Below are 25790 nucleotides of genomic sequence, written 5' to 3'. Positions count from 1 at the left end.
ACTGAAATTTATACCAGATTTCGCTGGTGGCAAGCGTGGCCTTTCTTAAGAATACGTTATCACGACTTTTGCGAACCTTTGGGAGTAAAAACCATGCAAGAGAATTATAAAATCCTGGTTGTAGATGACGACATGCGCCTGCGTGCGCTGCTGGAACGTTATCTGACCGAACAGGGCTTCCAGGTTCGAAGCGTTGCTAACGCCGAACAGATGGATCGCCTGTTAACCCGTGAATCCTTTCACCTGATGGTGCTGGATCTGATGCTACCTGGCGAAGATGGTCTTTCTATCTGCCGTCGCCTGCGTAGCCAGAGCAACCCGATGCCGATCATTATGGTCACGGCAAAAGGGGAGGAAGTGGATCGTATCGTGGGTCTGGAAATTGGTGCCGACGACTACATTCCGAAGCCGTTCAACCCGCGCGAACTGCTGGCGCGTATTCGTGCTGTGCTACGCCGTCAGGCGAATGAATTGCCGGGTGCTCCGTCGCAGGAAGAAGCGGTAATTGCCTTTGGTAAATTCAAGCTGAACCTCGGCACCCGCGAGATGTTCCGTGAAGATGAGCCGATGCCGCTGACCAGCGGCGAGTTCGCGGTGCTGAAAGCGCTGGTGAGCCACCCGCGCGAGCCGCTGTCCCGCGACAAGTTGATGAACCTTGCCCGTGGCCGCGAATACTCGGCCATGGAACGCTCCATTGATGTGCAAATCTCCCGCCTGCGCCGCATGGTGGAAGAAGATCCGGCGCATCCGCGCTATATCCAGACCGTGTGGGGCCTGGGCTACGTATTTGTGCCGGACGGTTCTAAAGCATGAGGCGAATGCGCTTCTCGCCACGAAGTTCATTTGCCCGCACGCTGTTACTCATCGTCACCCTGCTGTTCGTCAGCCTGGTGACGACCTATCTGGTGGTGCTGAACTTCGCCATTCTGCCGAGCCTCCAGCAGTTTAATAAGGTTCTCGCTTACGAAGTCCGTATGTTGATGACTGATAAACTGCAACTGGAGGACGGTACGCAACTGGTGGTTCCGCCCGCCTTCCGTCGCGAGATCTATCGCGAACTGGGCATCTCCCTCTATTCTGACGAAGCGGCGGAAGATGCTGGTCTGCGCTGGGCGCAGCACTATGAATTTTTAAGTCACCAGATGGCGCAGCAGCTTGGCGGTCCGACGGAAGTGCGCGTCGAGGTCAACAAAAGCTCGCCGGTGGTGTGGCTGAAAACCTGGCTGTCGCCGAACATCTGGGTACGCGTTCCGCTCACTGAAATCCATCAGGGCGATTTCTCGCCGCTGTTCCGCTACACGCTGGCGATTATGCTGCTGGCGATAGGCGGCGCGTGGCTGTTTATCCGCATACAAAACCGACCGCTGGTCGATCTTGAACACGCCGCGCTTCAGGTCGGTAAAGGGATTATTCCGCCGCCGCTGCGGGAGTATGGCGCGTCGGAAGTCCGTTCCGTGACCCGCGCCTTTAATCATATGGCGGCAGGTGTGAAGCAGCTTGCCGACGATCGTACTTTGCTTATGGCGGGCGTCAGCCACGATCTGCGTACCCCGCTGACCCGTATTCGTCTGGCGACCGAAATGATGGGCGAGCAGGACGGCTATCTTGCCGAGTCGATCAATAAAGATATTGAAGAGTGCAACGCCATCATTGAGCAGTTCATCGACTACCTGCGCACTGGTCAGGAGATGCCGCTGGAGCTCGCGGATCTCAACGGCGTGCTGGGTGAAGTCGTGGCGGCAGAAAGCGGTTATGAACGTGAAATTGAAACCGCGCTTGAGGAAGGTGAGATCCCGGTACGGATGCATCCGCTGTCGATCAAGCGTGCTGTCGCCAATATGGTCGTCAATGCCGCCCGCTATGGTAACGGCTGGATCAAAGTCAGCAGCGGCAGCGAGGCCAACCGCGCCTGGTTCCAGGTCGAGGACGACGGCCCCGGCATTAAACCTGAGCAACGCAAACACCTGTTCCAGCCGTTTGTTCGCGGCGACAGCGCCCGCACCATCAGCGGGACAGGGCTGGGTCTGGCGATTGTGCAACGTATTATAGATAACCATAACGGCGTGCTGGAGCTGGGTTCCAGCGAGCGGGGCGGTTTATTGATCCGCGCCTGGCTCCCGGTGCCGGTAATACGCTCGGGCGGGGTGGGGAAAGAGAGTTAACGCGGCATTTTATCCGTAATGCCGGGCGGCGGCTTCGCCTTGTCCGGCCTACAAGACCCTATGCCGTTCTACCCTGTAGGCCCGGTAAGCGAAGCGTCACCGGTCAGGTGTTCCGCGCTAATCAGACAATACTGCCTGGCAAAACCACACGAAAAGGATTTTTATGATGTCTTTAACTGGCGCAGATGATTCCCGGACTACACCTGCCAAATATCCTTGTCCATGCTGCGGATATTATACTTTTCCCGTATCGGCAAACACCAACCATGGCTTTATATGCCGGGTTTGCTTTTGGGAAAATGATGCTTTTGTCAGAAACACTCTTGATCCAAGCGTCTGTAATCACGGCATGACGTTGCAAAAGGGCCGGGCAAATTTTAAAAAATTTGGCGCTTGTGTAGATGACATGTTGCAGCATGTCAGGCCGCCTGAAGAAGATGAACTCAGTGGCGTGGATGAGGGCGTGAATTTTTAGTGCAGTCAGGGTTAGTACACTTCATCGCGGGATTATGCTTGATTGCCCGGTCTACAATGGCTGGTATGAAACATCTATCATGGGATAATTATGGATTATTTACTACCTATCAGGGCTGCCATATCAGAAGCCATTACCCGGCAAGACAGCGATATGCTTGATAGTGCCATTGAGCGCTTGCTGGCCGCTGGGCGTGAGTTGACTACTGGTAAGCCAGATACCAGGCTCGATCTTTTTCATCAACTGTTAGTGATGCCTGGCCATCATTGTCATCAGCAGGTGGCTTTCGAGTTACAGACAATAGCCGATCCTGCCACGCTTCCCTATATCCGCCAGGTATTCGAGCAAGGTTTTGATTACCTTGATTATACCTGTTCAGACTCTGATGCTATCGCTAAATGGTTCAGTCATCTGCTATGGAGGATTGATACCCCTGAAGCGCTGGCTTTGATTAAAGAGTACGCCCGTCATCCAGATGAAGGTATCCGTAACGAAATGCAATATCGCCTAAAACGTATTACGCAACTACGTCTTAAAATTGAATAATACGCGAAAATTCTGACTGACAGCATTGTAGTTTGGATGAGGTGTAGCCGTAATCCCACAGGGATATATCTGGCAAATCTTAATGTCAGATTCCGCTTCGCTTATTCGGCCTACAGACTGGCCGGAAATTAATCTCACTCAATTTCCATATTGCCACTGACGTTGCAAAATCCAACCTGATGCAGGCGCGCCAGTTCGCGGACTTTGTCCCACGCTTCATCCGCGACAGACCAACTGAATGCCATATAAATAATATCTTTCCCAATCGAATAGTCAGTGAGATAAGCATCCAGCCCCTGTTCTTCGAGCTTATCCAGTTGGTCATCATCAGGCGCATCCGGGCCATTCATATTGGGGAATACCTGTATCATTGCCCTGTAAAAATTTTGCAAAGCCGGGGTGGTGACATCCGGATTATCATAATCATGAGGCTCATCCCACTCAGTTTGCTTTTCGTACCATTCCATAAACGCAGTTGCATCCTGCGGAGCCGCATGTCGTTCAAAGACCATTAAATCGTAACTCATGAAAATTCCTTTCTCCCTAAAACAAACCCCCTTCCCAAAGGAAGGGGGCACTTACAACGTCCTTTAATTACAGCTTCGGCCCTGCGCTCACCAGCGCCGCGCCTGCTGGCGTATCGGTGTACTTCTCGAAATTACTGATAAACAGTTTCGCCAGCGCGTTGGCTTTTTCCTGCCACTGTTCTGGTGATGCGTAGGTGTTACGCGGATCGAGAATGTGCGTATCCACTCCCGGCAGGCTGGTTGGCACTGCGAGATCGAATATCGGCAGGGTGAAGGTTTCGGCATCGTCGAGGGAACCATTAAGAATGGCGTCGATAATGGCACGCGTATTTTTAATGGAAATACGTTTGCCCGTGCCGTTCCAGCCGGTATTCACCAGATAAGCCTGGGCACCCGCAGCCTGCATACGTTTCACCAGCACTTCAGAATACTGAGTCGGATGCAGCGACAGGAACGCCGCGCCAAAGCAGGCAGAGAAGGTGGGCGTCGGTTCGGTGATACCACGCTCGGTCCCGGCCAGTTTGGCAGTAAAGCCAGACAGGAAATGATACTGCGTCTGGTTAGCGGTGAGACGGGATACCGGCGGCAGCACGCCAAACGCGTCGGCGGTCAGGAAGATGACCTTCGTGGCATGCCCGGCTTTGGATACCGGCTTAACGATATTGTCGATATGGTAAATCGGGTAGGAAACGCGGGTGTTCTCGGTTTTCGAACCGTCATCAAAATCGATTGAGCCATCGTCACGTACGGTGACGTTTTCCAGCAGAGCGTCGCGGCGGATCGCGTGATAAATATCCGGTTCCGCTTCTTCAGACAGCTTGATCGTTTTGGCGTAGCAGCCGCCTTCGAAGTTAAACACGCCGTCGTCGTCCCAGCCATGCTCGTCATCGCCAATCAGACGGCGCTTCGGATCGGTAGAGAGCGTGGTTTTACCCGTGCCGGAGAGACCGAAGAAGACGGCGACATCACCCTCTGCGCCGACGTTAGCCGAGCAGTGCATGGACGCGATCCCCTTCAGCGGTAGCAGGTAGTTCATCATCGAGAACATCCCTTTCTTCATTTCGCCGCCGTACCACGTCCCGCCAATAAGCTGGATGCGCTCCGTCAGGTTGAAGGCGACGAAGTTTTCAGAGTTGAGGCCCTGCTCTTTCCACTGCGGGTTAGTGCATTTCGCACCGTTCATGACGATAAAGTCCGGCGTAAAATCCGCCAGCTCTGCATCGGTGGGGCGAATAAACATATTTTTCACGAAATGCGCCTGCCATGCCACTTCAGTGATAAACCGTACTGACAGGCGGGTGTCTGCGTTAGCACCACAGAAAGCATCGACGATGAAAAGCCGTTTACCCGAGAGTTGCCGGGTGACGAGTCCCTTCAAATGTTGCCAGGTTTCCGGCGTGAGCGGTTTGTTGTCGTTCTTGCCTTTACCTTTATCGGACCACCACACGGTATCGCAGGTAGTGTCATCACGAACAATATACTTATCTTTCGGCGAACGGCCGGTGAAAATACCGGTGTCGACGGCGATAGCACCAGAATTCGTCACCACTCCGCGCTCATAACCTTCCAGGTGAGGGTTTAATTCCTCCTGATACAGCGTGTCATAGTCGGGGTTGTAAACGATATCCTGAACGTCGTTGATACCATAAGCCTTGAGATCTTGCGGGGTTAATTCTTTAACGCGCATGTCACTGCTCCTTAGCCAATATGTACTGCCTCGAATTGTAGGGTTGTTCTGGGTCGATTAACCGCGACGGGGCTCATAGATTTACGTATCCGGACAAAACCCTTCTTGACGTAAAACGCTGCCACCCGGGATATAAAACGGTGATGATTATGGCAGTAAATGTGCTTTCCTTACCGTATATGTTTTTAAAACGTTAAATGGCAGAGAAAAAATCTAGTAGTTTGTGAGTGTAATCGCATTCATGTAAGTTAATTACGTAAGCATTTCATTAACACGTTGTTGATGTGGCCGTGCTTTTATCTACAACCACTCATCTTTTTGATCTACAGGTGAGACATCATTTTTTCTCAGCAAATTCGGATATCGCTATGGACAGGATTGCACCACTTTCATCGACCACCCGGTGGGGTATGATTGCCGCAGGTCTGCTTCAGGGGCTGCTGTGTTATGTTTTGCTGCGCGTGATTGAGGCACATGAGCTGCCCGCCGTTAACGGTTACATGCTGTATGGCGTAATGGGATCTATCGCACTGTCGGGAACGTTGTTATTTACCGTCACACGCTTTAGCCAGCCTGCGCTATGGGCCGGGCTAAGCATTGTACTGGCGGTGGTGTGCGCAATGGGCTGGTGGGTAAGCTGGAATTTTAAACACGCTGAAAGCTGGCAGTTTCAGGAAGCGCTGTTGCTTTATAGTTTCCTGCTGGTACTCATGACTATGCTGATGCTGCCCTGGTTTCAGGCCCGTTTACAAACCGGAGCATTTCGCGCGGGATACGCATTTTTTTATCAACGTTTATGGCAAAACAGCCTCTCACTACTGCTGATCTTTCTGGCAACGGGGCTATTGTGGCTGGTGCTCACCCTGTGGTCAGAACTCTTCAAGCTGCTGAACCTGAATTTTTTCCACTGGCTCTTTTTTGAAACGAAGTGGTTTTTTTATCTCTCAACCGGGCTGGTATGCGCCCTGGTGCTCATTCTCGCCCGCAGCGAGTCACGCCTGATCCTGGCGGTACAAAATTTGCTGGCGTTGATCGCGCGTGGTTTACTGCCTCTGGTCGCGCTGGTGGTCCTGCTGTTTATCCTCACGCTGCCCTTTGTCGGTATTGGCACGATTTCTACGCGTATCTCAGCGGCAGGTCTGTTAAATAGCCTTGTCCTGATGCTGCTGATATTAGTGGCCGTGGTCTGGTCACCGGAGAAAAATCAGTTACCTTATCCGCTGGCGCTACGCTATCTGGTCCGCGTATCGCTGTTCGTTTTACCGCTGCTCGCCCTCCTGGCTGGCTGGGCGATGTGGGTGCGTATTGCTCAGTATGGCTGGACGCCGGAACGACTTTATGCCGTACTCATCACCGGCGTTGCGCTGGTATGGGCCTGCGGTTATGCCTTTAGCATCCTCCGGCATCAACCGCTCTCTGTACAAGGGGCGGTGAATCAGGGGGTAGCGTTGCTGATGCTGACCTTGCTGGTTTTGTTACATTCACCAGTACTTGATCGCTACCGCATCAGCGTTAATAGCCAGATGGCGCGCTACTACAGTGGCCAAACAAGTGCCGATAATCTCAGTCTGAGCATGCTGGATGGTGCCGGACGACGTGGGCATAGGGCATTGCTGGCGTTACAAAACGATCGGGCGTTTATCAACGATGGTGCTCGCAACCGCATTTTGAAAAATATGTTAAATATCAGCCGCCAGAATGAGGTTGTCGTCAACGTCCCGTTCCTGCAACAGAATATCCTGCTAATTACGCGCGATAGGGTTCCGGATAAGGCGTTATGGGAGCAATTGATAAGCCGGCGAGAAAGCGTATCCGGATGTCTGGCCGCACAAAAAAACTGCTGGTTGATGGCGCAGGATTTGAATCAGGATGGCGTTATGGAATGGCTGTATTACAACCTTGATGAAAGGCAGATTACGGCATTTCGGCAGGATAAGGCAGGCTGGGCAACCAACGGCAATGCCTGGGATTTACCCGCGTCGCTGGATAAGGCGGCTTTGGTACAGGCCCTTGAGCAGGGACAGGTGAAGTTAACGCCGAAGGTGTGGCAGGATCTCAGCATTAACGGTGAGCGCGTAAAAATGAATTATTATTCGGAGGAATAAGGAATAAGGGGCAGGAAGATTCCTGTCGGGCAGACATGGCACGGTGCTGCGCCCGGGAGACGCGTTGCCGGGTGGCAGCTTTGCCTTACCCGGCCTGCAATTTATTTTATATCAATCAGTTGTATTGAAATCGTAGGCCCGGTAAGCGCAGCGCCACCGGGCAGGGCGGGTTAATCCTGCCGCGGAAATCAATGTACCTGCGGATCGCCTGGCGACGCATTATTACGGATGCCAGCAATATCCATGGCATCAAAGACATAATGGCTACCGCAATAATCGCAGCTCATGTCGATTTCACCGTCTTCCGCCAGAATGCTGTCGAGTTCCTCGTCCGGCAGCGTTTTCAGCGCGGCGGCGCAACGCTCACGGGAGCAGGTGCATTTAAACTCGACTTTCTGCGGCTCATACAGCGTGACTTCTTCTTCATGATAAAGCCGCCACAGTACATCGTTCGCCGGTAGCGTGAACAGCTCGTCGGCCTTAATGGTGTCGGTCAGGGTCGCCAGATGTTCAAAATCATCGATCTGGGTTTCCTGCGCCGGAAGCACCTGCAACAGCATCCCGCCTGCCGCCGGTTTACCGTCTGCTTCACCGGTACGGATAAACAGGCGCGTTGGCAACTGTTCAGAACGCATAAAATAATCTTCCAGGCAGGCTGCCAGCGTATCGCCTTCAAGCCCTACCACGCCCTGATAGCGCTCGCCCTCTTCCGGCGTAATGGTGATAACCAGATAGCCGTTGCCAATCAGTGTCTTCAGGTCGGCATTTTCCGGGATCTCTGCCTGAGTACGCGCCACGCCGCGCAACTGCAGGCGATTATTCCCGTTAATCACCGCCAGATTCATCGGGCCATCGCCCTGAAGCTGAACGGTAATATCACCGTCAAATTTCAGCGTTGCCGTCAGCAGGCTGGTGGCGACCAGTAGCTCGGCGAGGATAGTCTTCACCGGCAGCGGATAGCTATGGTTGGCAAGGATCTCTTGCAGGCTTTCCGACACGGTTACCAGCTCGCCGCGCACGGCGTAATTTTCAAACAGGTAACGGTGAAGTTGATCGTGTTGAGTCATAGTGGTCTCTCTTGCGGGCAAACGTTATTCGTTTTCGCCGTGTTTAAATCTCATCAGGTCGCGACGTTCTTTTTTATCCGGTCGCCTGTCAGGATGCGGCATGGTCAGGGCATTCATTTTACGCGCCAGCGCAATCTTCTCACGCTTTTCCACGCTTTCTGCCGTCTCTTCATACAGCGTCGTAGCTTCCGTTGCGGGGCGGCGCTGTTCAGTAATGGCTTTCACAATGACCGTTCGCTCATCGTTGCCCTGACGCAGCGTGAGAGTGGCGTTAAGCTCCACGATTTTACTCGGTTTGCTGCGCTGGCCGTTGTAGTGCACTTTGCCACCTTCAATCATGTCGCGCGCCAGCGCACGCGTTTTATAAAACCGGGCTGCCCACAGCCATTTATCCAGTCTGACGGTCTCAGAGGGCTTTTCTTTCATGGCAACTCCTTCACATTAAGTGAGGGGATCAAACGTCGGTAGTCATTGAGCGATGGATGGCGCTGATAGCACTTCTCCGCTAATCCGGAGTCCGGATTCGTGACGCCAAGGCAATAGCGAATGCCAAAGTGCGCTGCGGCATCCAGAATCGGTTCGCTGTCATCAATAAATAGCGTTTTCTCAGGGTTCAAACCGGTCTTTTGGGTGACCGCCTGCCAGAGCCGCTGATCCTCTTTCGGATAACCAAATGTGTGGGTGGAAAGTAATAAATCAAGGTGCGCACCCAGACCCGTATGTTCCAGCTTGACTGCCAGGTTATGCGGATGGGCATTGGTCAGCAGAATGCGCTGTTTCCCACACGCCTTTAGTGCATCAAGAAAAGGGATGGTGTCCTCGCGTAACAGCGCGCGTGGCCCCTGCGCGGTGGTCATTGCGCAGATATCCAGCCCCAGGCGTTCACTCCAGTAATCCAGACAATACCAGTTTAGCGTATGCTGCACTGCGCTGTATTCCTGACGAATAAGCGCCTGCGCCTCCTGCGGACTCACGCCACGGGCCGCGCCATAGGTTTCAGGAACCAGGTGCTGCCAGAAATAGTTGTCGAAGGCGAGGTCGAGCAGAGTGCCGTCCATGTCCAGCAGGACGGTATCGACGTCCTGCCAGCGAATATCGGGTTGCATATCACTCTCCAGGCACAAGAAAGGCGACAGCGTATCACAACTGTCGCCGTTCAGAATCAGGCATGCTTATCCGGTGAGGGAATTAAGACCGGATTCAGGCAACTGTCATAATAGCTGTGAATTCTGGCCAGGCGAGTGCGATTGCGTTGATAGCGCCGAATGGCCTGTACGCCGTTGTAAATGACGCAGACGATCATCGCCAGCATCAGTAGCGTCGTTGCCAGATAGCGCCACAGACCCGCCCGATCGGGCATGCGGTGCAGGCTGATATGCTGAGTGCCGTTCGCATCGGTAAACAGCCTGGTCACAATACCCTCTGCGGTAAATGGCGTATGCATCAGCATTTCAGCCAGGCGCTGAAACTCTCCCCATTGCTCATGCGCCGGGTAGTCATATAACGTCACCGGAGGATAGGGTTGATTCACCAGATCGCTGCCTTCGTCACTGGAGATCAGAAAACCGCCGGGGGCCGGGCTATTGAGCGCCTGCGCCGCGCGCGAGGTTTCGCGTGTCACAAACGGTGCCGCCGTGGTCGTGACCATGTTTTCCAGCGATTCTGCGCTGACCGGGCGCAGCAGAACGTTAACGCCGTCAAGCCTCCCGGCACTGGCACGTTTAGTCAGCGTGTCCCAGTCTTTGGTATTGCCGAGGTTAACCAGCGCGTTTTTTAGCCTGATGCATTCATCAGCCGCCGCGCAGAGTTGTTGCGTCTTAAGCACAATATCTGCGAAATCATCCAGCAGTACCATCCCTGACTTTTGAATCGCCGAGCGTAGCGCCGGGCTCACACGGGTAACTTCATCAGGGCCCGGGTGCAATTGTTGATTAATCGCCTGCATTAATGCCGTCGCGTTGTTAACCGTGTCGGATTCCGGCAGCGGAAGCGGTGGCGCATCGTTCCAGACGATTTGAGAGCAGTCAAAGGGCATAAATGGTGAACTGGAGCGGCCCCCCCAATTTCCACCCGGATGAATATTGCACATACCGCTGCCCTGAATACGCAGCGTATCACCGGTGCGGACGCCTTTTTCCTCCAGTTGTTTAACGCTGGTGGCTTCTATGGTTTGCGCGCCCTTAAGCCAGGAAAGGGTAAATTTAAACGGCATCTCCAGCGGCACACTGGCATACAACATAATCACAACTAACAGGGCACCTGCTGCGATCACCGTGCTACGCAGCCAGTGTTGAAGCGGGAAATTCTTGACCTCATCATGCAGCGACAAAAAACGTCCCTGCCGGACGACGTGACGGTCGAGATAGATATCAATATTAGTTTGCTGACCTAAATCCTGAGTAACCCATGGCTGCCAGTGGCGCGGATAGATAAGGTCGATAATGCCCAGCGAGATGTTATTGACCTGTTCTAGGTTGTTTTCGCCAAAAAGTCCCCAGCGCTTAGGTGTGCCGCGAAGGCAGTGGATTTCACGGCGCATACTCTTCATCGGTGGCGCGAAAAGCCCCCATAACCCGGCGGCCAGCAGCAGAATAGCTCCACCCATCAGCCAGGGTAAAAACACATCCGGGGCAATCAGGCAGAAGAACATAAATAAAAAAGAGGCGACGATCAGTAATGCCTCGCGCAGACCGTCCGGGCGGCTCAGGATATATTCTTCACGCGTTTGCTGACGAATATTAAGCAGTTCAATCTGCTCGCTTTCTTCACCACGTATCGAAGTTTCCGTTGATGCTGGCCGCTCCAGGGCATAGCTGTGCGCCTCCTGAACATACTCGCCAATAGTATGGCCATTGAGCGCAATAACCAGCGGCAATGAACTGGTATAGATCAGCTCTACGTTATTCTCATCATTAATGTACTGTTCCCAGAAAGGGGGGAGATGAACTTCAACAGAATCAAGAAAATAGCGCCATTTATTAGGGTCATCCGTCGTAATGCCATAACGGGTAATTGAGCGCGTCAGGGCCATAACGGTATAACTTTGCGCATTAAGGCTCAGCGACACCGGCGGTGCGCTGGCACCGGATACGGGCAACTGCTGGATGCGGCTGAGGCTATCCAGATAATTTTCTACGGCACTCTGTTCTTCAGCCGTCAGCTTACGCGTTGTGGCACTGGCAAATGTATGCAACCAGGGCAGATGATGGCGATGAAATTTATGTCTGAAAAACCATCCTGCAAGCAGCACGCAGGCCAGCACAGCAGCAAAAAAAATTAAAAAGGTGCCCATGCTTTTCCTATCTTACTTTTCTTACAGGTCGTATGGATGAGTTACGTAAATGCGTGGCAGCCCGGCACCCAACGTAGTGCGTAAGAATTAGCCTGCTATTCCGCAACGCGCGATGGTAACAAACTGGTTTCAGGGCGTGTATCAGTTTATTCTCAATTGCAATTCAACCTCTTGACTTTTGTGGGCAAAAAGGAAAGGCATATTGACGTTACGAAAATGTAAAGAACCAGCAATATGGATTGCCGAAACCGTGCGGTATGTCGCACAATAATGCCTGTTACCACAGCAAAGATCTGGCCCCATGAGTAAACCATTACAAAAACCGACCATCCTGCACGTTGAAACCGTCGCCAGTTCACGCCTTTTTAACGTCGAAAGTGTCGATCTGGAATTCAGTAACGGTGTGCGCCGCGTTTATGAAAGGATGCGTCCTTCAACGCGAGAGGCGGTCATGATCGTGCCTATCGTGGACGACCATGTGATTCTGATCCGTGAATATGCAGTCGGCACCGAATCCTACGAGCTGGGTTTCTCAAAGGGGCTTATCGATCCGGGTGAAACTATTTTTGAAGCGGGCAACCGGGAACTGAAAGAAGAGGTCGGTTTCGGTGCGAATAATCTGACTTTCCTGAAAAAACTCAGCATGGCTCCCTCCTATTTTTCCAGCAAAATGAACATCCTGGTGGCGGAAGATCTCTATCCGGAGTCGCTGGAAGGTGACGAGCCTGAGCCGCTACCGCAGGTCCGCTGGCCGCTGGCGCATTTAATGGATTTGCTGGAAGAGCCGGACTTTAATGAAGCGCGCAATGTCAGCGCGCTGTTTCTGGTCCGTGAATGGCTGAAGGGGCAAGGGCGATTGTAGCCCCGCCTGCCCGGTGGCGCTGCGCTTACCGGGCCTACAATAGCGAGTGCAACATAACGGCGCAATTCTTGTAGGCCGGGCAAGGCGGAGACCGGAATGACACGCGCTGATGTCAGGGTCAGGCGACCTGCCCGGTGGCGCTGCGCTTACCGGGCCTACAATAGCGAGTGCAACATGACGGCGCAATTCTTGTAGGCCGGGCAAGGCGAAGACGCCGCCCGGCATGACATGCGCTGATGTCAGGTCAGGCGATCCTATATCAAAACAGCTCGTGCGTTTCGCCGTTATCAATAATCGTTGTGCCCACTTCATGCACCGCCTGCTGCGTAGGCTGGGTGCCTTCAATGAAATACTCCGCGCGGCTATTGCCGCCGTTGGCGAGCTGCCCGGTACTACGATCGATATTCACCGTGATAACCCCTGGTGGCGGGGTCAGCGGGTCTTCTGGCACGCCGTCCAGAATCGACTTCATAAAGGCATCCCAGGCGGGCTGGGCGCTCTTCGCGCCGCCTTCATAACCGGAAATCTGATCTTTAATTGCGCCGGAGGCGGTAGTGCGTCCTAAATCGCGGCGATGATCGTCAAAGCCAATCCACACGGACGTCACCGCACCAGGACCATAACCGGAGAACCACGCATCCTTAGAACTGTTCGTCGTACCGGTTTTGCCACCTATATCATGGCGCTGTAAATCGCGCCCCGCGCGCCAGCCCGTCCCCATCCAGCCCGGTTCGCCAAAGATATTAGAGTTCAGCGCGCTTTTGATCAAAAAGGCCAGCGGCGTGTTGATCACGTGCGGCGCGTACTGCTGGCTGCCGGTACGGGCGACCAGATCCTGATTCGCCTGTTCCAGTTGCGGCATCGGCACCGCCAGATTTTTTTGCTCCTGCGAGGTGGCAACGTTTTCAACATCCTGGTTTTCCAGCACGTTTGATTTCTGTGTCTCGCCGTAAATCACCGGAATATCACACTCCGCACAGGCGACTTTCGGGTTAGCCGTAAAAATCACACCACCCTGGTCATTTTCGATCTTAGTAATAAAGTAAGGATCGACGAGGAAGCCGCCGTTCGCCATCACCGCATAGCCGCGGGCGACCTGCATTGGCGTAAAGGATGCGGAACCCAGTGCCAGCGATTCGGTATGCACAATGTTCTGTGCCGGGAAGCCGAAACGCTGCAAATATTCCGCTGCGTAATCCACGCCCATCGCCCGCATGGCGCGCACCATCACCACGTTTTTCGACTGCCCCAGCCCCTGGCGCAGGCGGATAGGCCCGGCATATTCGGCAGGGGAGTTCTTCGGCCGCCAGTCGGAACCGGCACCGGCATCCCAGCGGGAAATCGGTACATCGTTCAGAATACTGGCCAGCGTCAGACCTTTATCCATCGCAGCCGTATAAAGGAACGGTTTAATATTCGACCCGACCTGACGCAACGCCTGCGTGGCGCGGTTAAATTTGCTCTGATTGAAATCAAAACCGCCCACCAGCGCGAGGATTGCGCCATCGTGCGGATTGATAGACACCAGCGCCGAGTTAACGTCCGGCACCTGTGCCAGCCACCAGCTGTCGTTCACCTTACGTACCCATACCTGCTGACCGGTTTGTACGACGTCGGTAACTTTCCCTGGCGTACGTCCCTGCTGGGTATCGGAAATCCATGGCCGCGCCCAGCGAACCCCTTCCAGACGCAACGAAACCGTCGTCCCGTCGCCCAGTATGGCGGTCGCTTCCTGCGGCGAGGCGGAGGTGATCACTGCCGGAGCCAGCGGACCGTAGGAAGGTAGTGCTTTCAGCGAGTCGGTGATTTTTTTGTTATCCCACGCGGCTTCGCCTATCTTCCACAGCACATTTGCCGGGCCGCGATAGCCGTGGCGCATATCGTAATCCAGCACGTTATTGCGCACCGCATCCTGCGCGGCCTGCTGATTTTTACGGCTGATGGTGGTGTACACGCGATAGCCATCTTCATACGCTTTTTCGCCGTAGCGGGTAAACATCTCCTGGCGTACCAGTTCAGTCAGGTAAGGCGCTGAAAACGCGATTTCAGGTGCATGGTAGTTGGCGTCAATAACGTCATTACGTGCCTGCTCGTATTGATCCTGCGTGATATAGCCTTCGCTTAACATCCGCGATAACACCACATTACGACGCGATGTTGCGCGATCCAGCGAGTACAGCGGGTTAAATGTTGAAGGCGCTTTTGGCAGGCCGGCAATGGTGGCCATCTCGCTCAGGGTCAGCTCATCGACGGTTTTACCAAAATAAACCTGCGCCGCCGCACCCACGCCATACGCCCGATAGCCGAGGTAAATTTTGTTCAGATAGAGTTCGAGGATCTCATCTTTACTCATTAACTGCTCAATACGGATCGCGAGAAATACTTCCTTAATTTTACGCATCAGGGTGCGTTCCGGACTAAGGAAGAAGTTTCGCGCCAGCTGTTGAGTAATGGTACTGGCCCCCTGCGAGGCGTGACCGGAAAAAAGCGCGATGCTGGCAGCACGGAAGATCCCTACTGGATCGACGCCGTGATGCTCATAAAAGCGGCTGTCTTCCGTGGCGATAAAGGCTTTCACCATTTCCGGCGGCATCTGGGCGAGGGTGACCGGGATACGACGTTTTTCGCCGTACTGCGCCATCAGTTCACCGTCAGCGCTGTAAATCTGCATTGGAATTTGCAGGCGCACATCTTTGAGCGTGGCAACGTCAGGCAGCTGCGGCTCAACAAATTTATAAAGGCCATAAATCGAGCCTGCTCCCAGCAGAATGCAAAAAACTGCAAGGATGAATAAATACTTTACGAACTTCACCGGAGATTTCCCATTTAGTTTGGTCTGGGCAGTTTATAAACAACCGCGCGGTAGTATAAAGGCAAGCCAGATGCATTGATATAGCCGTCATTTGGCACAGGATAAGGAGATCGTTTTTTATGGCATTTCGGCTTTGGCAAACTGGTTTACATATCCAGCAGGATCAAGTGGTTATTGTTGCGCTTGAACATGTTCGCTCACGCTGGTCGCTACGCCGCTGGTGGCAGATCCCGCTGGTTTCCGGCATCGTTTCACAGGGGCAAATTTTACAGCCAGAGGCGCTGGCTGACGCACTGCGCAACTGGCGTCGTGAACTGCCAATACAGCACTGCGTGCGCATCTCTCTCCCCGCCGACAGAACGTTACAAAAAAGGCTTTCTCGTCCGGCGTTGGTGCTGCGTGAAAGCGAACAGGCTGAGTGGATCACCCACTCTATGGCACAATCTCTGGATATGGAGCCTGAAGTGCTCTGTTTTGACTATCTTGAGCACGAACAGGACAACCTCTACTGCGTCACCGCTGCTCGCCAGCATGATATCGCCAGTCTCTCCCGGCTGGCGGCCATGCTGCGTTTACGCCTGACGGCAATTACGCCCGACGCCTGCGTACTACAACACTTTCTGCCGTGGCTTAAAGCCGGAGAGCAGTGCCTGGCCTGGCAGCATGACGAGCGGTGGCTATGGGCGACACGGGATGCGTGGGGATGCTGCAATGTGTGCGAAGTACCTTCTCCTGTGCAGCTTGCCCGACATCTGGCTTGTGAAACCCACCAGGTGGTGCAGTGTACGTCGCAAACCCTGACGACACCCCAACTGGACCCCTGGAGCACAGTGAGCCTGCAGCACCCGCCGCTACCTGCCTGTGGCGATCGATTTACCATTGCCCTGGGCCTGGCGCTGGGGGAGCAATAGCCATGGTCGCGGCGGTCAATTTTTTACCCTGGCGGAGGCGTCGTCGCCGGCAATGTCTGCGCCTCTGGGGCCTGTGTTACGTAAGCTCGGTGCTGTGTATAACCTTCGTGTTTTTTTGCCTGCGCGTTGGCGTGAGCACAACCAATGCCACGCAGAATCTCCGCTACCAGGCCGATACCGCACTGGCCAATGCCCTGGACCAACGCCTGGTGCAGTGGAAGGCGCAGCAATTAGCGCAGGCGCAACGACGTGCACGTCAAAAACAACGCGAGCTGACGCAACGCTGGCAACAGGTGTTATCTGATATGGCAGCAGATTTACCGGAACAAGCCTGGTTTACGCAGCTAAGCGTTCAGCAACAGGTGATGACGGTTATGGGCCGCGCCAATACATTTGCGGCGCTAAAAGCCGTGGACAGTGCGCTACAAGGTTTATCCGGCTTTCAAACAGGCACGCCTGGTAAAACCGGACGTGATGAGCAAGGGTACTGGCAATTTTCCTATCAGCTTGTTCAGGAGACGGGTAATGATGCTCAACCCTGAGCGCTTCTATGCGCTACCCGCAGCCGCGCGCGGCGTATGCTGGTTGCTGTTTACGCTCATATTGGGAGGACTGGCGTGGTGGGTTGTTCTTCGACCACTCTCTCAGCAAAAGCAGGCCGGGGAGGCACAAATGACGCTTTTGCAGCAACGTCTTATTACACGCAAGCGTGCACTGCGGTTATTAACTCCACCAGATGCGCTGATCGAGCAGCAGGTACCATCAAGGGCTTTTTCACCGCTCGACTTTCAGGTAGACGACGCCCGATTTGTAAGCTGGCAGCCTGCAATAAAGGGGGGAACCCTGGTACTGGATAGCAGTTGGCAACCGGTTCCAGATATCTTTGCCCTGCTGGCACAGCAGGATATGACTGTAACGGCATTCACGCTGGAGCCGGTCGCCGGGAGACTGCATTTTACGCTGCAACTGGAACCAAACGATGGGCGTTAAACGCGGAGCTTTGCTCCTCATTATGCTGCCGATGGCAATCGGTATGCGCGATCCTTTTCAGCCCCCGGAAGACCATTGTCACATAGCGCAGTTAAGTCAGTGGCGTTATCAGGGCACGATCGCGCGTGCTTCCCGGCAGGTGGGTTTATTACGAGATGCGCAGGGTAAATGGCGACGGGTGGAGATGAATAGCCAGTTGCCCACCGGCTGGCGGGTCGTGCAACTGAGTACGCAGGCAGTAGAAATTGAAACCGGGTTGGGATGTGAGCCCGCCCGCTGGTCCTGGTCACGGGAAGGAGAACCGCATGAAGACAGGGATAAGCATTCTGTTACTAATGTTAATGCCATTAGCATGGGCGCAAAAACTGCAGCCGGTCTCGTTGGTGGTGGATGATGTCCCCGTCGCGCAGGTGCTGCAAACGCTGGCCGATCTCGAACAGCAAAATCTGGTCATTGCTCCCGACGTCACCGGTACATTGTCTTTACGTTTGGTAAATGTTCCCTGGAAACAGGCACTGCAAACCGTACTTAATAGCGCCGGGCTGGTGCTACGCCAGGAAGGAACAGTGATGCATGTGCATTCGCAAGCCTGGCAAACAGCAAGGCTGGCAAAGCAGGAAGCGGAGGTTATCAGACAACAGCAAAATCTTCCCCTCGTCGGACAAAGTATTACGCTGCAGTACGCCGATGCGGAAGAGCTGGCAAAAGCAGGGGCAAAACTGCTTAGCCCACGAGGTACCATGACCGTCGATAAACGTATGAACCGGCTCTTACTGCGCGATGATAAAGCCAATCTGCAGGCGCTTTCACGCTGGGTGGCCGACATGGATCTGCCGGTAGGTCAGGTTGAACTGGCCGCGCATATTGTAACTATCAATGAAAAAAGCCTGCGTGAACTGGGCGTAAAATGGAGTCTGGCAGAGGCTACGCAAACGCCCGGAGCAGGTAAAATCACCACGCTGAGTAGCGATTTATCGGTCGGCTCAGCGACTACGCGTGTTGGGTTTAACATCGGGCGTATTAACGGTCGTTTGCTGGAACTGGAGCTGTCCGCACTGGAACAAAAGCAGCAACTGGATATTATCGCCAGCCCACGCCTTCTCGCTTCTCATCTTCAGCCGGCCAGTATTAAGCAGGGGAGTGAAATTCCCTATCAGGTCTCCAGTGGAGAAAGCGGTGCAACCTCGGTTGAATTTAAAGAGGCCGTGCTGGGTATGGAGGTCACGCCAACGATCATGCAGCAGGGAAGAATTCGCCTTAAGTTGCGAATCAGTCAGGATATGCCGGGACAGGTACTCCAGCAGGCCGATGGCGAAGTGCTGACCATTGATAAACAGGAAATTGAAACCCAGGTAGAGGTAAAAAGCGGCGAAACGCTGGCGCTGGGCGGTATCTTCTCACAAAAAAATAAATCGGCCCGGGATAGCATTCCGCTGCTTGGCGACATTCCCTGGGTTGGGCAACTTTTTCGTCATGATGGCAAAGACAATGAACGTCGGGAACTGGTAGTATTTATCACTCCACGTCTGGTCCCGGGAGCCTGAACGCCCATTTTTACAATGACGCTTTTGTGTTAAATCCGCGTCAGGCGTTTGACGTGAGAGAGGATTTAGCATACAAGGAGTACCGATTTGAGAGTCAGTCTCGCGGTGTGCGTCGGCAAGAGGATTACCTGAACAAGGTAATTTATTCAGTTGCCAAACCCCTCAGAGTATTGAGATAATTTTTAGTCTGACTCTCGCTCTATCGCATAAGAGGTTTCAGTTCATTTCCTGCACCGCTGGAAGTCTGCAAAGCAGGTTTATCATTAACGAATAGTCTTAGTAGTACCGAAAAAATGGCAGAGAAACGCAATATCTTTCTGGTTGGGCCTATGGGTGCCGGCAAAAGCACTATTGGGCGTCAGTTAGCTCAACAGCTTAATATGGAATTTTACGACTCAGACCAGGAGATCGAGAAACGCACTGGTGCTGATGTAGGTTGGGTCTTCGATGTTGAAGGTGAAGAAGGTTTCCGCGATCGTGAAGAAAAAGTTATCAACGAATTGACGGAAAAACAGGGCATTGTGCTGGCAACTGGCGGCGGCTCTGTAAAATCGCGTGAAACGCGTAACCGTCTCTCCGCTCGCGGTGTTGTGGTGTATCTGGAAACCACGATCGAAAAGCAGCTGGCCCGTACGCAGCGTGACAAAAAACGTCCCCTGTTACAGGTCGAAACGCCGCCGCGTGAAGTTCTGGAAGCCCTGGCGAATGAACGTAATCCGCTGTACGAAGAGATTGCTGACGTCACCATTCGCACTGACGACCAGAGCGCGAAAGTGGTCGCAAACCAGATTATTCATATGCTGGAAAGCAACTAATTCTGGCTTACTACACAGGCCAGCGAGTATAAGCAACTAAGGTAGACGTCGCGTTATGGAGAGGCTTACAGTTACTCTCGGGGAACGTAGTTACCCGATTACCATCGCGGCTGGTTTGTTTAACGATCCAGCTTCCTTCTTGCCGCTTAAATCGGGCGATCAAGTCATGCTGGTCACCAACGAAACGCTGGCTCCGCTCTGGCTGGACAAGGTAAGTTCTGTCCTGCAACAGGCGGGTGTGAAAGTCGATAAGGTGATCCTTCCTGATGGCGAGCAGTACAAAAGCCTGACGGTTATGGATACAGTCTTCACGGCACTACTGCAAAAACCGCATGGTCGCGATACGACGCTGGTTGCCCTTGGCGGCGGTGTTGTAGGCGATCTTACCGGTTTTGCTGCCGCCAGCTATCAGCGTGGCGTGCGCTTCATTCAGGTCCCTACCACCTTGTTATCGCAGGTGGATTCCTCGGTTGGCGGCAAAACGGCCGTTAATCATCCGCTCGGCAAAAACATGATTGGCGCGTTCTGGCAGCCAGCCTCTGTGGTGGTCGATCTCAACTGTCTGCAAACCTTGCCGAAGCGTGAACTTTCTTCCGGTCTGGCTGAAGTAATTAAATACGGCATCATTCTTGATGGCGATTTCTTCGTCTGGCTGGAAAATAATATTGATGCCCTGCTGGCGCTTGATGAAAAAGCGATGGCGTACTGCATTCGCCGCTGCTGCGAAATCAAAGCCGATGTTGTGGCTGCCGATGAGCGGGAAACGGGATTGCGTGCGCTGCTCAATCTTGGACACACATTTGGTCATGCTATCGAAGCCGAGATGGGTTACGGTAACTGGCTGCACGGTGAGGCGGTTGCTGCCGGGATGGTGATGGCGGCAAAAACCGCAGAACATCTCGGACAGTTTGCAGCGCAGGATACGCAGCGTATTATCACTTTACTGGAGCGTGCAGGCCTGCCGGTCCACGGGCCGCGAGAAATGTCTGCCGAGGCGTATTTGCCGCATATGCTGCGCGACAAAAAAGTGCTGGCCGGTGAAATGCGTCTGGTGTTGCCGCTCGCAATGGGTAAAAGTGAGGTTCGCGGCGGTGTATCGCACGATATTGTGCTGCGTGCCATTGCTGATTGTCAGTAAGTGTAATAAATAAGAAGTGTCTGCCACGTTTTACGTGGCGTTTTAACGTTGGGCGATATGCAATCGTAGTGGGCATAAGCCTTTTAGTGGGGTGTTAAATGGATGAATTCAAACCAGAAGACGAGCTGAAACCCGATCCCAGCGATCGTCGTACTGGTCGTTCCCGGCAGGCTTCCGATCGCGACAGCGATCCGCAGATCAATTTTGATGAGGTGGAGCTGGATGCCGATGAACCTCGCTCCACGCGTGCAACGCGTCGAGCGCGTGAAGAAGATGATTATGAGGCCGATGACGAGGCTTTCGCTGATGAAGAACCGGTAGAGCGTCGCCCGCGCAAACGTAAAAAAGCGCCCGTCCGTAAACCCGCTTCCCGTCAGTACATTATGATGGGTGTCGGCATCGTAGTACTGCTGTTGCTGATTGCGGGCATTGGTTCTGCGCTCAAATCTCCGTCGAAGAGTGAACCGTCTTCAACGGCCGAGAAAAATATCTCCCTTTCCGGCGATCAGGAAAACACGGCTCCGCCTGCATCTGGTCAGACGGCAAACACCGCATCGCAGGACGTTTCACTCCCTCCTATTTCTTCAACGCCGACTGAAGGGCAAGCCCCGTCTACGCCTGAAAATCAGCAGCGTGTTGAAGTGCAGGGCGATCTGAATAACGCATTGACACAGCAGCAGGGACAGGTCGATACCGCAGTGAATTCAACGCTGCCAACAGAGCCTGCTACCGTTGCCGCGGTACGTAATGGTAATGCTCCTCGCCAGGCGACGTCTGGTGAGTCAACTGAACGACATAACGCGACCACGCGTCCGGAGCGTAAACAGGCGGTAATCGAGCCGAAACCTCAAACGAAACCGCAGCAAACCGCGAAACAGACGGTTACCGAGCCTAAACCGGTTGCTCAGCCGAAGCGCACTGAAACGACCACTGCGCCAGTGAAAGCACCGACGGCAACAGCCCCGGCTCCGAAAGCGACGGCCACGACTACGGTACCGACCACGACTGCGCCTGCCGCAACAGCACCAGCCGCCACGGCGTCTACACCAGCCGCTACTACGGCTCCAGCAGCGACAGCGGGAGCTAAATCGGCGGGTAATGTAGGCTCACTCAAATCTGCGCCATCCAGCCATTACACATTGCAGCTCAGCAGCTCTTCGAGCTATGACAACCTGAATGGTTGGGCGAAGAAAGAAAATCTGAAGAACTACGTGGTGTATCAGACGACCCGTAATGGGCAGCCATGGTATGTGCTGGTCAGCGGCGTTTATGCATCGAAAGACGATGCCAAACGCGCTGTTACCGAACTGCCTGCTGATGTGCAAGCGAAAAACCCGTGGGCAAAACCGCTGCATCAGGTTCAGGCCGATCTGAAGTAATGGTGGGGCATAGACAAAGCGCAGTATGCTGTCGGAGCGTTCTCCACAGCCGGAGAAAATGTAATCAGCCAGCATGAAAAAGAATCGCGCTTTTCTGAAATGGGCAGGGGGGAAGTACTCCCTGCTCGACGATATCAAAAAGCATTTACCGCAGGGTGAATGCCTCATTGAACCCTTCGTGGGTGCAGGGTCGGTGTTTTTAAACACCGACTTTTCTCGTTATATCCTGGCGGATATCAACAGCGACCTGATAAGCCTGTACAACATTGTTAAGTCGCAAACGGAAGCGTATGTGGTGGCGGCGCGCGAGATGTTCACGCCTGACACCAATGCCGCAGAACGGTATTATCAGTTACGGGACGAATTTAACCAGAGCCAGGACCCCTTCCGGCGAGCGGTGCTGTTTTTATATCTGAATCGCCATGGGTATAACGGGCTATGTCGCTATAACCTTCGTGGTGAATTTAACGTTCCTTTTGGCCGTTATAAAAAACCCTATTTCCCGGAAGCAGAGCTGTACCATTTTGCCGAGAAGGCGCAGAACGCTTTCTTTTTCTGCGAAACCTATGCAGAGAGCATGGCGCGTGCCCATGGGATAAGCGATTCGGTGGTCTATTGCGATCCACCTTATGCACCGCTTTCCACCACGGCGAATTTTACTGCTTACCATACCAACAGTTTTAGTCTGGAGCAGCAGGCGCATCTGGCGCAGTTAGCTGAAGGGCTGGTAAATCATCAGATCCCGGTGCTGATTTCGAATCATGAAACGGCACTCACGCGCGAATGGTATAAGCTGGCGGCAAAAACTACGGTGATTAAAGTTCGCCGCAGCATTAGCAGTAACGGTGGAACACGTAAGAAGGTAAACGAACTGCTGGCGCTGTATCATCCAGAGATCGTTTTGCCTGACCTCAAATAAATTTCAAGGAGATGCGGATGAGCCAGTACTTAATTGCCCCTTCGATACTGTCAGCGGATTTTGCCCGTCTGGGTGAAGATACCGAAAAAGCGCTGGCGGCAGGTGCGGATGTTGTTCATTTCGATGTGATGGACAATCACTATGTACCCAACCTGACTATCGGGCCGATGGTACTGAAATCCTTACGCAACTATGGTATTACCGCGCCCATCGATGTTCATTTAATGGTGAAACCCGTCGATCGCCTTATCCCTGATTTTGCGGCCGCCGGTGCCAGCATTATTACCTTCCACCCGGAAGCGTCTGAGCACGTGGACCGCACGCTACAACTGATCAAAGAGCACGGCTGTAAAGCGGGGCTGGTGTTTAACCCGGCGACCTCGCTGAGCTATCTGGACTACGTGATGGATAAGCTGGACGTGATTCTGCTGATGTCGGTGAATCCGGGCTTTGGCGGGCAATCGTTCATTCCGCATACGCTGGACAAACTGCGTGAAGTGCGTCGTCGTATCGATGCCTCTGGCTTTGATATTCGTCTTGAAGTGGATGGCGGGGTAAAGGTCAATAACATCGCGGAGATCGCAGCGGCGGGCGCGGATATGTTTGTGGCCGGTTCTGCCATTTTCGATAAGCCTGATTACAAGCAGGTTATTGATGAGATGCGCCGCGAGCTGGCGAAGGTGAGCCATGGATAAGCTAACAGCGATTCGCGGTGTCGCTTTCGACCTCGACGGCACGCTGGTGGACAGCGCGCCGGGCCTGACCTCTGCGGTTGATAGCGCTCTGTATGCGCTGGAACTGCCGCAGGCGGGGGAAGCGCGGGTGATCACGTGGATCGGTAACGGCGCAGACGTACTGATGGAACGGGCGCTGACCTGGGCACGTCAGGAGCGCGCCAGCCAGCGTGCTGCCTCGGGCAAGCCCCCGGTCGATCACGATGACATCCCGCAGGACGAGCAGGTACGCATTTTACGCAAGCTATTTGACCGCTATTATGCGCAGTTCGCCGAAGAGGGCAGCTTCCTGTTCCCTGATGTCGCCGATACTCTCGGCGCGCTCCATGCCAGGGGCCTGCCGCTGGCGTTGGTGACCAATAAACCGACGCCGTTTGTCGCGCCGCTGCTGGACGCGCTGGATATCGCGAAATATTTCAGCGTCGTGATCGGCGGTGACGACGTGCAGAATAAAAAACCGCATCCGGAGCCGCTGCTGCTGGTCGCCAGTCGACTGGGCATAGCGCCGCAGGAATTGCTGTTCGTCGGTGATTCACGTAATGATATTCAGGCCGCTGCTGCCGCTGGCTGCCAATCCGTCGGGTTAACCTACGGCTATAACTATGGCGAAGCCATCGCGTTAAGCTCGCCGGACTAATTTTCGAACATTTTAATGAACTTCTGCCCGCATTCGGGCTTTTGCACAGTGAAAATCAGGAATTGAAAAATGACTAAGCCCATCGTCTTTAGTGGCGCACAGCCCTCAGGTGAATTGACCATTGGTAATTATATGGGTGCGCTGCGTCAATGGGTAAACATGCAGGATGATTATCACTGCATTTACTGCATCGTTGACCTCCATGCTATTACCGCGCGTCAGGACCCTGAAAAGCTGCGTAAAGCCACGCTGGATACCCTGGCGCTGTATCTGGCCTGCGGGATCGATCCGGAAAAAAGCACCATTTTCGTTCAGTCGCATGTGACCGAACATGCGCAGCTTGGCTGGGCACTCAACTGCTACACCTACTTTGGCGAACTGAGCCGCATGACTCAGTTCAAAGATAAATCTGCCCGCTACTCGGAAAACATCAACGCCGGTCTGTTTGATTACCCGGTTCTGATGGCGGCCGATATCCTGTTGTACCAGACCCATCAGGTGCCGGTCGGCGAAGATCAGAAGCAGCACCTGGAGCTGAGCCGGGACATCGCCTCTCGCTTTAACGCGCTGTATGGCGAGGTGTTTAAAGTACCGGAGCCGTTTATTCCAAAATCTGGCGCGCGCGTGATGTCGCTGCTCGATCCGACGAAGAAAATGTCCAAGTCAGATGACAACCGCAACAATGTGATTGGTCTGCTGGAAGATCCCAAATCAGTAGTGAAGAAGATCAAACGTGCGGTGACAGATTCCGAAGAGCCGCCGGTCGTGCGCTACGACGTGCAGAACAAGGCGGGCGTTTCCAACCTGCTGGATATCCTCTCCGGCGTGACCGGTCAGAGCATTGCCGAGCTTGAGCAGCATTTTGAAGGCAAAATGTATGGTCATCTGAAAGGCGAAGTTGCAGAAGCCGTCTCAGGGATGCTAACTGAATTGCAGGAGCGTTATCACCGCTTCCGCAATGATGAAGCCTTCCTGCAAAAAATCATGAAAGAGGGTGCGGAAAAAGCCAGCGCCCGTGCTTCAGAGACCCTGAAGAAGGTTTACGAAGCGATTGGGTTCGTGGCGAAACCCTGATCTTCCTCGCCCTCTCCCTTTATCGGGAGAGGGCCGTCTTCCTCCCGGCGTGCTTCTTTCTGTGATCCCCTTCGCTTTTTACCCTTTTCCCGTTTGCCATTTATATTCATTTTT

General features: G+C 53.7%; 24 protein-coding genes and 1 pseudogene. 18 read left to right on the top strand and 7 right to left on the bottom strand.

Annotated elements, in window-relative coordinates:
• The first annotated feature begins 93 nt into the window (after positions 1 to 93).
• From ompR to CHU32_RS20825, 4 genes are all read left to right on the top strand, one after another.
• Positions 94 to 813, top strand: coding sequence for an osmolarity response regulator transcription factor OmpR (gene ompR, locus CHU32_RS20840; RefSeq protein ID WP_001157751.1), 720 nt, complete (start codon positions 94 to 96; stop codon positions 811 to 813).
• Positions 810 to 2162 carry a two-component system sensor histidine kinase EnvZ gene (envZ, locus tag CHU32_RS20835; protein ID WP_103677243.1) on the top strand — a complete coding sequence of 451 codons (1353 nt, stop codon included), beginning with the start codon at positions 810 to 812 and terminating at the stop codon, positions 2160 to 2162. The genes ompR and envZ overlap by 4 nt, the downstream gene beginning before the upstream one ends.
• A 163-nt stretch (positions 2163 to 2325) precedes the next feature.
• A complete protein-coding gene (locus CHU32_RS20830) occupies positions 2326 to 2637 on the top strand; it encodes a CPCC family cysteine-rich protein (RefSeq protein ID WP_218113780.1) in 312 nt (103 codons plus the stop codon).
• Between the two features lie 90 nt (positions 2638 to 2727).
• Positions 2728 to 3183, top strand: a complete 456-nt coding sequence (locus tag CHU32_RS20825; protein WP_103677241.1) for a hypothetical protein — start codon at positions 2728 to 2730, stop codon at positions 3181 to 3183.
• A 134-nt stretch (positions 3184 to 3317) separates the two neighbouring features.
• Here the strand turns inward: CHU32_RS20825 and CHU32_RS20820 are convergent, their stop codons facing one another.
• Both CHU32_RS20820 and pckA read right to left on the bottom strand, forming a co-directional pair.
• On the bottom strand, positions 3318 to 3710 hold the full coding sequence (locus CHU32_RS20820; protein WP_103677240.1) for a hypothetical protein: 393 nt from the start codon (positions 3708 to 3710) through the stop codon (positions 3318 to 3320).
• A 67-nt stretch (positions 3711 to 3777) separates the two neighbouring features.
• On the bottom strand, positions 3778 to 5397 hold the full coding sequence (pckA, locus tag CHU32_RS20815) for a phosphoenolpyruvate carboxykinase (ATP) (RefSeq protein ID WP_103677239.1): 1620 nt from the start codon (positions 5395 to 5397) through the stop codon (positions 3778 to 3780).
• A gap of 368 nt (positions 5398 to 5765) precedes the next feature.
• Here pckA and CHU32_RS20810 point away from each other — a divergent pair, with 368 nt between their 5' ends.
• A complete protein-coding gene (locus CHU32_RS20810) occupies positions 5766 to 7502 on the top strand; it encodes a DUF4153 domain-containing protein (protein WP_103677238.1) in 1737 nt (578 codons plus the stop codon).
• Between the two features lie 188 nt (positions 7503 to 7690).
• Here CHU32_RS20810 and hslO read toward each other — a convergent pair whose 3' ends face one another.
• From hslO to CHU32_RS20790, 4 genes are read right to left on the bottom strand one after another with little or no spacing between them, the layout of a single operon-like run.
• Positions 7691 to 8569, bottom strand: coding sequence for an Hsp33 family molecular chaperone HslO (gene hslO / locus CHU32_RS20805; RefSeq protein ID WP_103677237.1), 879 nt, complete (start codon positions 8567 to 8569; stop codon positions 7691 to 7693).
• Between the two features lie 24 nt (positions 8570 to 8593).
• The gene (gene hslR, locus CHU32_RS20800; protein ID WP_103677236.1) at positions 8594 to 8995 is read right to left on the bottom strand and encodes a ribosome-associated heat shock protein Hsp15; all 402 of its coding nucleotides are present in this window, start codon (positions 8993 to 8995) and stop codon (positions 8594 to 8596) included.
• Positions 8992 to 9675 (bottom strand): GMP/IMP nucleotidase, encoded by a 684-nt coding sequence (gene yrfG, locus CHU32_RS20795; RefSeq protein ID WP_103677235.1) that lies wholly within the window; start codon positions 9673 to 9675, stop codon positions 8992 to 8994. Before yrfG ends, hslR begins: the two co-directional genes overlap by 4 nt.
• Positions 9676 to 9731: 56 nt before the next feature.
• Positions 9732 to 11861 carry an intracellular growth attenuator family protein gene (locus CHU32_RS20790; protein WP_103677234.1) on the bottom strand — a complete coding sequence of 710 codons (2130 nt, stop codon included), beginning with the start codon at positions 11859 to 11861 and terminating at the stop codon, positions 9732 to 9734.
• Positions 11862 to 12162: 301 nt separating this feature from the next.
• On the opposite strand from CHU32_RS20790, the gene nudE reads away from it, so the two are divergent.
• Positions 12163 to 12723, top strand: a complete 561-nt coding sequence (gene nudE, locus CHU32_RS20785; RefSeq protein ID WP_103677233.1) for an ADP compounds hydrolase NudE — start codon at positions 12163 to 12165, stop codon at positions 12721 to 12723.
• A 259-nt stretch (positions 12724 to 12982) separates the two neighbouring features.
• Here the strand turns inward: nudE and mrcA are convergent, their stop codons facing one another.
• Positions 12983 to 15535 (bottom strand): peptidoglycan glycosyltransferase/peptidoglycan DD-transpeptidase MrcA, encoded by a 2553-nt coding sequence (gene mrcA, locus CHU32_RS20780; protein WP_103677232.1) that lies wholly within the window; start codon positions 15533 to 15535, stop codon positions 12983 to 12985.
• 119 nt (positions 15536 to 15654) lie between these two features.
• On the opposite strand from mrcA, the gene CHU32_RS20775 reads away from it, so the two are divergent.
• From CHU32_RS20775 to trpS, 12 genes and pseudogenes are all read left to right on the top strand, one after another.
• Entirely contained in the window at positions 15655 to 16446 is a 792-nt protein-coding gene (locus CHU32_RS20775) for a type IV pilus biogenesis protein PilM (RefSeq protein WP_176691685.1), read from the top strand.
• Between the two features lie 131 nt (positions 16447 to 16577).
• Positions 16578 to 16988: a PilN domain-containing protein gene (locus CHU32_RS20770; RefSeq protein WP_133159267.1), complete on the top strand. Its 411-nt coding sequence runs from the start codon at positions 16578 to 16580 to the stop codon at positions 16986 to 16988.
• The gene (locus CHU32_RS20765; protein ID WP_103677229.1) at positions 16972 to 17436 is read left to right on the top strand and encodes a HofO family protein; all 465 of its coding nucleotides are present in this window, start codon (positions 16972 to 16974) and stop codon (positions 17434 to 17436) included. The genes CHU32_RS20770 and CHU32_RS20765 overlap by 17 nt, the downstream gene beginning before the upstream one ends.
• Complete coding sequence (locus tag CHU32_RS20760; RefSeq protein WP_103677228.1) at positions 17426 to 17830, top strand: HofP DNA utilization family protein; 405 nt, start codon at positions 17426 to 17428, stop codon at positions 17828 to 17830. Before CHU32_RS20765 ends, CHU32_RS20760 begins: the two co-directional genes overlap by 11 nt.
• Entirely contained in the window at positions 17742 to 18980 is a 1239-nt protein-coding gene (gene hofQ, locus CHU32_RS20755) for a DNA uptake porin HofQ (protein WP_103677227.1), read from the top strand. The genes CHU32_RS20760 and hofQ overlap by 89 nt, the downstream gene beginning before the upstream one ends.
• A 293-nt stretch (positions 18981 to 19273) precedes the next feature.
• Entirely contained in the window at positions 19274 to 19795 is a 522-nt protein-coding gene (aroK, locus tag CHU32_RS20745) for a shikimate kinase AroK (protein ID WP_103677226.1), read from the top strand.
• 55 nt (positions 19796 to 19850) lie between these two features.
• Positions 19851 to 20933, top strand: coding sequence for a 3-dehydroquinate synthase (aroB, locus tag CHU32_RS20740; RefSeq protein WP_103677225.1), 1083 nt, complete (start codon positions 19851 to 19853; stop codon positions 20931 to 20933).
• Positions 20934 to 21031: 98 nt separating this feature from the next.
• The gene (gene damX, locus CHU32_RS20735; RefSeq protein WP_103677224.1) at positions 21032 to 22312 is read left to right on the top strand and encodes a cell division protein DamX; all 1281 of its coding nucleotides are present in this window, start codon (positions 21032 to 21034) and stop codon (positions 22310 to 22312) included.
• 73 nt (positions 22313 to 22385) lie between these two features.
• Positions 22386 to 23231 carry an adenine-specific DNA-methyltransferase gene (dam, locus tag CHU32_RS20730; protein ID WP_103677223.1) on the top strand — a complete coding sequence of 282 codons (846 nt, stop codon included), beginning with the start codon at positions 22386 to 22388 and terminating at the stop codon, positions 23229 to 23231.
• 17 nt (positions 23232 to 23248) lie between these two features.
• Complete coding sequence (gene rpe, locus CHU32_RS20725) at positions 23249 to 23926, top strand: ribulose-phosphate 3-epimerase (protein ID WP_103677222.1); 678 nt, start codon at positions 23249 to 23251, stop codon at positions 23924 to 23926.
• Positions 23919 to 24679 (top strand): annotated as a pseudogene (gene gph / locus CHU32_RS20720) (phosphoglycolate phosphatase). The gene rpe and the pseudogene gph overlap by 8 nt, the downstream one beginning before the upstream one ends.
• Positions 24672 to 25676 carry a tryptophan--tRNA ligase gene (trpS, locus tag CHU32_RS20715; protein WP_103677221.1) on the top strand — a complete coding sequence of 335 codons (1005 nt, stop codon included), beginning with the start codon at positions 24672 to 24674 and terminating at the stop codon, positions 25674 to 25676. The pseudogene gph and the gene trpS overlap by 8 nt, the downstream one beginning before the upstream one ends.
• Positions 25677 to 25790 lie beyond the last annotated feature (114 nt).

It is taken from the genome of Superficieibacter electus, from assembly GCF_002915575.1.
GTDB lineage: Bacteria > Pseudomonadota > Gammaproteobacteria > Enterobacterales > Enterobacteriaceae > Superficieibacter > Superficieibacter electus.
This window is presented reverse-complemented; position numbering and strand designations above follow the sequence as displayed.